Annotated in this window: 9 protein-coding genes; 3 read left to right on the top strand and 6 right to left on the bottom strand. The window is 45.1% G+C overall.

Going from position 1 to position 9,632, the window contains the following annotated elements; genetic code table 11:
* On the top strand, positions 1-128 hold a 128-nt coding region (locus Q384_RS14565; protein WP_156956506.1), incomplete at its 5' end, for a calcium-binding protein.
* A gap of 324 nt (positions 129-452) precedes the next feature.
* On the opposite strand, the gene Q384_RS12345 is transcribed toward Q384_RS14565, so the two are convergent.
* The 6 genes from Q384_RS12345 to Q384_RS12320 form a co-directional block, all read right to left on the bottom strand.
* Positions 453-3,326 carry a S8 family serine peptidase gene (locus Q384_RS12345; RefSeq protein ID WP_037588698.1) on the bottom strand — a complete coding sequence of 958 codons (2,874 nt, stop codon included), beginning with the start codon at positions 3,324-3,326 and terminating at the stop codon, positions 453-455.
* Positions 3,327-3,460: 134 nt separating this feature from the next.
* Positions 3,461-4,699 carry an exopolysaccharide biosynthesis polyprenyl glycosylphosphotransferase gene (locus Q384_RS12340; protein WP_051941046.1) on the bottom strand — a complete coding sequence of 413 codons (1,239 nt, stop codon included), beginning with the start codon at positions 4,697-4,699 and terminating at the stop codon, positions 3,461-3,463.
* Positions 4,696-4,944 carry a hypothetical protein gene (locus Q384_RS12335; protein WP_037588696.1) on the bottom strand — a complete coding sequence of 83 codons (249 nt, stop codon included), beginning with the start codon at positions 4,942-4,944 and terminating at the stop codon, positions 4,696-4,698. Before Q384_RS12335 ends, Q384_RS12340 begins: the two co-directional genes overlap by 4 nt.
* A complete protein-coding gene (locus tag Q384_RS12330; RefSeq protein ID WP_037588695.1) occupies positions 4,928-6,280 on the bottom strand; it encodes a UDP-N-acetylmuramoyl-tripeptide--D-alanyl-D-alanine ligase in 1,353 nt (450 codons plus the stop codon). The genes Q384_RS12335 and Q384_RS12330 overlap by 17 nt, the downstream gene beginning before the upstream one ends.
* Before the next feature lie 235 nt (positions 6,281-6,515).
* The gene (locus Q384_RS12325) at positions 6,516-6,815 is read right to left on the bottom strand and encodes a DUF2818 family protein (RefSeq protein ID WP_037588694.1); all 300 of its coding nucleotides are present in this window, start codon (positions 6,813-6,815) and stop codon (positions 6,516-6,518) included.
* An 8-nt stretch (positions 6,816-6,823) separates the two neighbouring features.
* Positions 6,824-7,249, bottom strand: a complete 426-nt coding sequence (locus Q384_RS12320; protein WP_037588693.1) for an HIT family protein — start codon at positions 7,247-7,249, stop codon at positions 6,824-6,826.
* A gap of 353 nt (positions 7,250-7,602) precedes the next feature.
* Here Q384_RS12320 and Q384_RS12315 point away from each other — a divergent pair, with 353 nt between their 5' ends.
* A complete protein-coding gene (locus tag Q384_RS12315) occupies positions 7,603-8,553 on the top strand; it encodes a D-alanyl-D-alanine carboxypeptidase family protein (protein ID WP_211251120.1) in 951 nt (316 codons plus the stop codon).
* Positions 8,554-8,863: 310 nt separating this feature from the next.
* Positions 8,864-9,632, top strand: a 769-nt coding sequence (locus Q384_RS12310; RefSeq protein WP_245608561.1) for a BapA/Bap/LapF family prefix-like domain-containing protein, incomplete at its 3' end; no start/stop codon positions are given.

Raw genomic sequence — 9,632 nt, 5'->3', positions numbered from 1 at the left:
AAACCGGTGATAAATTAACGGTGCAGAATTCATTCAGCAATCCAAATTACCAAATCGAAACGTGGCAGTTTGCCGATAAAACGCTGGAAATGCAGCAGCTGCTGGCAAATGCGCATTGGGTGGCGTAGGTGCGGATAATCCAATAAGCCCCAATAAGCATCTATCAATAAAAGGCTGCCTGAAAGTTTCAGGCAGCCTTTTTGTTCAGCCAAACTGCTTTCTTTTTCACTACGCGGTAATCCGAAACAATCAAGCCCTGTGCGGTAAAAACGGAGATGAAAAAGAGTAGGTTATGGCTTTTCTCTCTGAAAAAATAGTAGTACAGATATATTTCTCATTTTTTTCTGCCAGCTTGTTGGTTGTTTAATTTTCCTCATCGGTGTGAGAAAAGAACCGATGGATTGTCTTTCAGGCAGCCTAAAATAGGCTACCTGAATAACATTTGGCAAATATTAAAACCGATAAGCCAGTTTCACATTCACCCGATTATCGCGCCAATGTTTGCCTTGGCTGTGATTGGCGGCAACGCTCATATTGAGTTTATCGGTAAAGCCATAGCGCACACCCAAGCCGACATCAGCGCGGGTTTTGCCAATGGCTTTGCTGCTGCTTTTTAGATCAACTCCTGCAAAATCCATGCGAAAGCGGCTGGTTTTATTTAAATCTTGTTCCAAATTCAGGCTGCCGAAAAACGCCAAACGGCTGTTATAGGCATAACGTGCGGCTAAACCCAACAATAGCACGGTGTGTTTGGTGCTGAAGTCATTAATGGCAATACCGTTATCGAATAAGGCAAAATGGTTTTGTTTGGTGTTGAGGTATTGCACGGCAAGGTTGGGCGTTAATGTCCATTGCTCGTTCAGCATAAAATCTTTATTAACACCTATGCCGGCAGAGTATTGGCGTGCATTTTCTTTGCTGTAGCCGTTTTTGTTTTTCAGCCAGTTGTAGCCGATTTGACCATATAGGCGATAGCCGCTGTCCAACGAATAAATATACGCTAAATCCAAGCCCACGCCGCTGGTGTCCAATGATTGGGCTGCGTCGTCTAATTCTTCCTGCCAATTGCCTTGTTTCGACGACACGGCTGCCGCCAGCGTTTGCTTGCCGCTAAGTGTTTTTGCGCCGCCCAATGTAAAGCCGTTGTCTCGCCATTTGCCGCTTAAACCATTCAGTTTCAGCCGCGCTTGGTCGTGCTGATAGTTAATCCAGATGCTGTCTTGGTGTTGCTGCGCATCGGCAATAAATTGTGCATTTTGCTTGGCTTCTGTTACTGATAAGTTTTCCTGTGCATTTTTCAGGGTAGCGGGGCTGTATTGGAAAAGCGTTTTATTCAGGTTTTCAGTGTATAGCACATGGTTGGCAAAAGCGGCTTGATTGGCGGTTAATTGCTGACCATTTTCCAATTTTTTATCGTATTGGCTGAATACTGCGTCCAAAGCGGCAGCCGATTCGGTTTTGCCCATAAATGCAGAAGAAAGAGCGGCGGCGGTGGCAGCCGATTGACGTTTCATGGTTACTGAAATAGAAGTGTCATCAACGGTGGCATTGCTTTCTATTAAACTGCTTATTGCTTCGGGTGCATTGATGACGATGCCATCGCTGCTGAGTGATTTTGCGGTGAGCAAAACTTCTGTTTTGCCTTGTTGGGTTACATAGCCTTGTGCTGTTTTGCTGATATTAAACGTGGATTTATCCAGTGTAGCGTTGCCGCTGACAATGATTTTTGAACCAATGGCTTTGTTGATTGTGCCTGTGGAAATCAGCGTGCCGTTAATGGTGAAGTTTTGTTTGGTTTCGGCACTGAGTAAGCCTTTGTTGTTGATGCTGCCTGAAGAAATACCGGCAGCATTATCACCCACGCTTAATTCACCATCTGCCAAAATATTGCTGGCGGCTTGGTTTTTGCCATTCAAAACCAAAGTGCCTGCATGAATTTGATTGGTGCCGCTGAAGGTGTTATTGCCGTTTAATACCAAGGCATCAGCACCTTTTTTAATGACACTGCCGCTGCCTGAAATATCATTATCAAAATAGTAAACATCTTTGCTGCCGTTTACGTTTAATTCAGTGGCGGTATCGAAACGGCCATAGCCTTTTCGGGCTTTTTCAGGATTGACTAAGCCTTGCCCATAAATATCATCAACACCTTTTGCACCGAGATCGGTGGCTGTGGTCAGCAAAACATCTTTCAGCTCTTTGTTTTTCATCCAGTCGTAACGTGATTTCACCGCTGCGGCGACACCCGAAACATAGGCTGTGGCATGAGAAGTGCCTCTTACGGTTACTTTATCAATCGTGAAAACTCCGGGTGCAGCCAGACAAAAGCTTTTGGCAATGCCACCGCAAGGATTGGCAAAATAAGCAATCAAATTTTTCTCAACAGCGGTTACGGTGAGAAAACCTTTTTCTAAACTTGTGTCTGCTATTGGCAATAAAGAGGAAAGAACAGGGCGATTTGCGCCTTTTTCGCCGTCATTGCCAGCCGCTGCAACATAGAGAGAACCGTTGTCAATTATGTTTTTAACAGCCTGTCTTTCCTTTGCGCTAAATATACTGTCCAATACTTCTTTGATTTCTGCCCGTGTTAAAGAATTTAGGTCGCTTGCATTGATTTGACTATACTCTGAGCTTCCCCATGAATTATTAATAACGGTTGCATAATTTCCGTTATAGTTTTTGTCATCATTCAGATAATCATTAAATCTATTAGTAATTACCCAGTTATTACTTCCGAAAGGGGTGGATTCAAAACGTGCTTCAGGTGCGTTATTCGTCATCACAATGGTCATGTGTGTGCCATGTCCGTTTGAATCACCATCGTCGTCAGACATGGGTCGCCATGTATAGGTTTCATCTTTTTTTTCATTGGCAATATTGATATTTTTTAATAATCGGTGATTTTTATTGATGCCTGAATCCGCAACAATAATGGTTGCTCCTTTGCCTTTTGCCGTGGATTTATCTGCTTCTGAACGTTGTAAATAGGTTTTACCGTCGGCTGGCGGTGTGTAAAGCGGTTTTTTAATCGAAGTAACGGTGCTAATTGGTACTTTGGTGTCATCAGGCGTTGGCTCTGGTGCTGGCGGCGGTTCAGGTATTGGCGGTGGTTCGGGTGTTGGTTCCGGCTCCGGATTCGGTGTTGGTGTCGGTACGGGTGTAATTACCGGCGGGGTGATTGGCGGCGTCGGTGTTGTCTCCGGCGGATTGACATCAGGTGTGCCCGGGATACCCGATCCGCTGCCGCCGCTGCCGCAGGCAGACAGCAAGAAAGCGGAACAAATTGAGGCTGCGATGAAGTTTTTCTTAAATGAATTAAATAACATGATGAATACTTTTACATGAAATTACATATTTTATAGTAACGGTTAGTGAAAATATAGCACAGTCTTTTGTTTTGTTTGCTAATATTTTGTCGGTATTTTGTTAATTTTTTGGTTTTGAAGCGGCTGCCTGAAAATCAGCGTGCGCCGAAGCCCGTGAAAATGGTTTTCAATGTTTTGAAAAATATTAATAAATCCAATGAGAATGAAAAGTGTTTGATGTAGTAAAAATCGTGTTCAATTTTGATTTGGGTTTCATTTTCATCGCCGGCGTAGCCTTGTGTTACCTGCGCCCAGCCGGAAATGCCGGGTTTAACAATATGCCGATAGCTGTAAAACGGCAATCTCTGTTCAAATTCGGTTACCAAGGCCTGTTGTTCGGGGCGTGGGCCAATCAGACTCATGTTGCCTTTAAATACATTAAAAAATTGCGGCAATTCATCAATGCGTGTTTTGCGGATAAATTGCCCAACGCGGGTGATGCGGGTGTCGTTTGGTGCGGCAAGTTTTGCGCCGTTTTGCTCGGAATCTACTGCCATGCTGCGCAATTTATACAAACGGAATTCTTTGCCGCCTTGTCCCACGCGGTTTTGTATAAACAGTACTTTGCCGCCGCCTTCATATTTGATTGCCAGTGCGGCAATCAGCATAATCGGCAGGGCAATCGGCAGTGAAAACACCACCAATACCATATCTAAAATACGCTTAATCAGTGCATAAGTGGGCGAGGGCAGCAAAGAACCCAGTTCGTTTTCATATAAATGGCGAATTTTTACGCGCCCTGTCAATACTTCTTCTACGCGGCGAATATGATAAACAGGCATGCCGTTCAGTGTTTGCTGTGCCAAAAAATGCTGCCATTGCGCGTCTAAATTGGGGTCGTGCAAATCAGCCACAATGGCGGTAATGTTGTTTTGTATGAGTTTCGGTTCGGTCAGTCTTATCCAAACGGCGTTTGGTAAGTGTTCTGCATGTTTGGCGTATCCAAATGGCAGATAAGCGTAAATTTGTTTGTTGGGATTGCGATAAACAATACCGGCTAAACACAGTGCCAAAGAGGTGCAGCCGCCCAAAAACAAAAACCACACGGAATAGGGTAAATTGAAAAATTTTGCGGTCATCCAGCTGCCGAAATACCAGAAAAAAGTATGCGGCAGGGTAACAATAGAGTAGGTTCTGCCTGGGTAATTGCTTAATACATACAGCGATTTGGCATTGAAAAAATGCGCTGTGCCCGACAATAAAATACTGACTGTAAACGCTTCTTTTCCTTGATAAAACCCCAAAATCGGATCCAATACCGCCATAGGCAGACAAGCGGCAATTAATGTGCCGAAAAAAAGGCGTGAGGAAAAAGAAACAAATAAGTTATTCATACAAAATAATTCAGGTATGCGGTCAGGGTATGGGTTGAAAATAAATTCGGCGGCGGGCAGTAATGGGGAATATTCGGCGCATCCATGCCCGCGCCGCTTTGCTGTGTTACTGAAATATTAAATCCGCCGTGATAAACATTTTGAATTGCCGTTCGGCATTTTTTATTTTCAGGCAGCCTGTAAAGGATAAGCGGTGGGTTTAATTTATTGCACTGAAAATAAAACCGATTAAACCAATGCCGCAACCACTTCTTCCATTTTCATTGAGCGTGAACCTTTGATTAAAAAAGATTTATTTTCTGAATTCAGTGCTTTTGCAGCGGCAATTAAATCGGCTTTATCGGTAAAAAATGTGTGCGGCGAGCCGTAGCTTTGGGCGGCGGTGTCGGCGTGTTCACCGAAAAACAGGGCGTGTTCGATGCCGCATTGTTTGGCATAAACGCCCACTTCGGCGTGCATGGCGGGTGCATTTTCGCCCAATTCTGCCATTGCCCCCATAATCAATACACGCGGCGCGGTTTGTTTTGCCAATACATCAATGGCGGCTTTCATGGAATCGGGATTGGCGTTGTAGGTGTCGTCAATCAATAACGCGCCTTTGACACTGCGTTTAAACTGCAAGCGTCCTTTGATATTGGCAAAATGAGCCAAAGCATCGGCAATGGTTTGGTGCGGAACATTTGCCGCCAGTGCCAATGCGGCGGCGGCAAGGGCGTTGTGAATGGTGTGTTTGCCGGGGCAGGGAATGTGTACGGTGGTTTTTGCAGATTGGCTTAACAAATCAAATGACACAGAATCTGCTGCCAAGCGGATATTTTCGGCACGTATTTCACCGCAATCAATGCCGAAACGGTAATAACGGTGTTTGGTTAAGACTGCCTGAAAGTATTCAGCGTGTTCATCACCGCAGGGAATAAAGCCGATACCGTTTTCAGGCAGCTCTGAATAAATTTCACTTTTGGCTTTTGCGATGTCTGCCACGTTGTCAAAACCGCAGCCAATATGCGCCCGCAGTGCATTATTCACCAAGGCAAAATCAGGTTTTGCCAGCGAAGATAAATAAGCGAGCTCGCCAAAATGATTCATACCCATTTCAATGACGGCATAGCGATGCTGTGCTTGTAATTGTAATAAGGTGAGCGGCAAGCCGATGTGGTTGTTGAAGTTGCCTGCGGTTGCCAAGACGGCATCGTTGCCTGCATGCTGCCGCAAAACAGCGGCGAGCATTTCTTTGACGGTGGTTTTGCCGGAAGATCCGGTGATGCCGAATACTATTAGTTCGGGGTTTACCGCACACCGCCATGCGTTTGCCAATTGTCCGAGTGCTTGCTCTGTGTTGGCCACATTCAGGCAGCCTGCTTTGCCTACGCAATCGGCACGGTCAGTGAGACATACCGCACCTTTGGCTAAGACCTCGTCCACAAAATCATGGGCATCAAAACGTTCGCCTTTTAACGCCACAAATAAATCACCGACTTGCGCTTGGCGGCTGTCGATGATTACGCGGTTGATGATTGTGTTGGTTGGGTTGAGCGGTTGCTGCAAAACGCGGCAGATAAAGGCTGAATCCAGTTGCGGCATGGTGTGTGGTTTCTGTGTGAATGGTGTGCGGGCGGTTATTTTGCAGTGTGCTGCAAGCGATGTGTTCTCGCTGAAATATTGGATAAGGCAGATTTCATGACAAGCGCGGCGGGACAATTCATTTTCAGCAGCTTTTGGGGTGGAAGAATTTAATTGTTAACCAATTGATGTATTGGTATTTTTTCAGGCAGCCTGTAACGTAAAATCGTTATTTATCCCAATCGCTGCTGCCGTATTATTCTTTGTGTTTGTTGTGCCAGAAATATCGCCAGCTGAACGCGGGAAAGGCAAAAACAGCGAACATGATAATGGTAACCACATAAAAAGTTGTTCCTTGCTGCTGTGCTGCTCCGGCGCGTGATTCCAGCACATAAGCCAAGATGCCCACCAATAAATAAGCAACCAGCCATTCGGTGAATTGGTGTACAAAATGTTTGTTTTTCAGTGGAAAAGCACCAAACCAGCGCGATGAGATAAATGGCCAGTTGGCTAAACAAACAGCCAGCAGCAACAAAATAATCATAGATGATGTCATGGTTTTCCTTATGCGGCGATGGCATTGCGCAGCTGCGCTGCCAGTTCTGCCAAATCTTGAGTACTTGCGGCTTCGCCTTCGTGCAGCCCCAATTCATGAATGTGGGCAGGGATAAGGTGAATATGATAATGAAAAACGCTTTGTCCTGCTTGGCTGCCGTTTAATTGCATTTGAATAATGCCATCACGCTTTAATACTTGCCGCTGCGCTTGCATCACTTTCTGCGCGGTATTGAATACCGTTTGTAAATCAGCCGCGCTCATGTCGCTCAGTTCAACCGCTTCACATTTGGGTACAACCAGCACGTGTCCGCGCGCTTGCGGCATCACGTCCATAAACGCCAATGTGTTGCTGTCTTCATAAACTTTATGACATGGAATATCACCGCGAATAATTTTTGCAAAAATATTGTTGTTGTCGTAAACGGCAGGCATGTTTTTTTCCATTAAATATTAAGGTGAATTTTGGGTGGTAGAACAAAACAACAAAGATACAAGCAGTTTGCTGTTGTACTTGCTCATCAATAAAATCAGGTTGCGAACTTGAAATTTTAAATGATTTTTGCTTCATGGTGTTTCACAGATAAGCAATATAAGCCGTATGTGTTCCGTTTTTATACTGTGTTGATGCGAAAAATAAGTAATTTAAAGTTATTTTAATGTTGATTGCCGTATTTTCTCTTTACAATTTAAATATATTTGTACAAAATGCGAAAATAAATATTTGTATGATAACAATAAACCACAAACCACTGAGTTGATTGAGGGATATGAAGATGCGGTTCTTGATGAAAAAACCGAAAACCATGCTGCGCTGTGCGCTGACTATTTCATTGATGTTTTTTTCTGTGTCGGCAATGGCGGATTCTTCGGACGCGCTGGGGCAGTTTCTGGAGCAAAAGATACAGGTTTCGGAACAAGATGCCATTGGCGATTTTTTGGCGCAATACAATCGTTCAGCCCAAGATTTTCAAGGCATGGATACTACCGATCCGCTGTTGATGTCCACAGCCGCCTTAATTATGAACAGCAATACCGGTGAAATTCTGTATCAAAAAAACATCACTCAAGTGCGCCCGATTGCGTCTATTTCCAAATTACTTTCCGCTATGGTGGTTTTAGATGCCGGTTTGGATATGTCTGAATCGATTGTCATCACCGATGCCGAAATTGATCGCCTCAAAGGCACGAGCAGCCGTTTATCCATTGGCACGGAGCTGTCGCGGCGAGAGTTGCTGCATTTGGCATTGATGAGCAGTGAAAACCGCGCTATTCACGCTTTAGGCAGAACTTATCCCGGCGGTATGCCGGCATTTGTGTCTGCAATGAACCAGAAAGCCCGCCGTTTGGGTATGAGTCAATCTCAATTTTATGAACCAACCGGTTTAGATCCGCGCAATGTTTCCACGGCGTATGATTTGTCGCTGCTGGTGCGCGCTGCGTCACGCTATCCAATCATTCGCCAATTCAGCACCGATAATCACGGTGAAATTTATACCAGTACGGGCAGATTACAAAAATATCAAAATTCCAATGCCTTAGTCAGAGAAGGGGCGTGGAACATCGTGCTGCAAAAAACCGGCTATATCCGCGAATCAGGCAGATCTATGGTGGTGCAAGCGACAGTACAAAACCAACCGCTGGTTATTGTTCTCCTCAATTCACCCACCACCACAACGCGAGTGAATGACGCAAGTAATATCCGCAATTGGATGATCAACCGCAGCCAAACTTTATAAAACTTTATGGGAATCATCGCCATATTTTAAATTTTTAATCATTCTTCTTTACTGGTCTTTTAAAGCCTCGCTATTCAAGGTGGAAACACGTTAAACCTCGCTCTGAAGAGCGAGGTTTCGGGTGGTGTGTGGTTTGGGAGGGGTGAAAACCGCTCCTAAATGTTGAATTATGTCAGCCTAAGGGCTGGAAGTTATATTTCTGTTTCTCCAAGCAATTCAATCAGTCAATTTGCAAGCCCAATATCTAGGGGATTAATGTATGATTAATATTGAAATTATTTCCAAAAAAACACACGAAATAGTAAGTAATGTGAGTAAAACTTCTGGAAATACCGCTGTTGTAACTAAAGATGATTCTGTGGTGAAATTAGGCATCAGTCCTGATGAAGTTGCCGAAATAAAACAAAGCGGCGATAACTTGATTGTTGTGTTAAAAAATGGTGAAGTCATTACCATTGATAATTTCTTTGATCAGGCATGTTTGGATAAAAAGAACGATAAGAATGAAAATAACGATGTTTCTTATTCAGAAGACGGTGAAAACAGCTTGGTGTTGGAGGACTCCCATCATCAGCTGACTTGGGTGCGTATTGATGCCGCTCAGGACTGCTTGGTTTTCTGGGAATTGGATAACATCAGCAGCATTGATCCGTTGCTGTACAGTCACGCACCCGATGCCGGTGCATTACTGGTTTTGGCGGCGGGAGCAGCTGCCGTTATCGGTCTTGTCGCATCAGACAGTGATGGCGGCACAACATCAACATCGGAAAATAGTGGTAACCAACCCAAACCACCTAAACCACCCGAACCGCCTCCCCCAGAACCGAAACCCGACACCACCGCCCCGAACCCGCCGACCGTAACCATAACCGACAGCGGCAACGGCGACGGCGGCATCACCGTTAGCGGCACAGGTGAACCGAACAGCAGCATTACCGTTACCTTTCCCGACGGCAGCAGTGCCACCACGACCACCGACGGCAACGGTGATTACAGCATCGACTCGCCGCCGAACCAACCGAGCGGCACCGTCAGCGTGACCAACACCGACCCGGCGGGTAACACCTCGAACCCGACCG

This window comes from Stenoxybacter acetivorans DSM 19021, from assembly GCF_000745895.1.
Taxonomy (GTDB): Bacteria; Pseudomonadota; Gammaproteobacteria; order Burkholderiales; family Neisseriaceae; genus Stenoxybacter; species Stenoxybacter acetivorans.
This window is presented reverse-complemented; position numbering and strand designations above follow the sequence as displayed.

What these genes read in the sequence shown, in the direction of transcription:
- Q384_RS12345 (WP_037588698.1), bottom strand. Translation starts at nt 3,326, where the DNA reads ATGTTATTTAATTCATTTAAGAAAAACTTCATCGCAGCCTCAATTTGT.
- Q384_RS12340 (WP_051941046.1), bottom strand. Translation starts at nt 4,699, where the DNA reads ATGAATAACTTATTTGTTTCTTTTTCCTCACGCCTTTTTTTCGGCACA.
- Q384_RS12330 (WP_037588695.1), bottom strand. Translation starts at nt 6,280, where the DNA reads ATGCCGCAACTGGATTCAGCCTTTATCTGCCGCGTTTTGCAGCAACCG.
- Q384_RS12325 (WP_037588694.1), bottom strand. Translation starts at nt 6,815, where the DNA reads ATGACATCATCTATGATTATTTTGTTGCTGCTGGCTGTTTGTTTAGCC.
- Q384_RS12320 (WP_037588693.1), bottom strand. Translation starts at nt 7,249, where the DNA reads ATGCCTGCCGTTTACGACAACAACAATATTTTTGCAAAAATTATTCGC.
- Q384_RS12315 (WP_211251120.1), top strand. Translation starts at nt 7,603, where the DNA reads ATGAAAAAACCGAAAACCATGCTGCGCTGTGCGCTGACTATTTCATTG.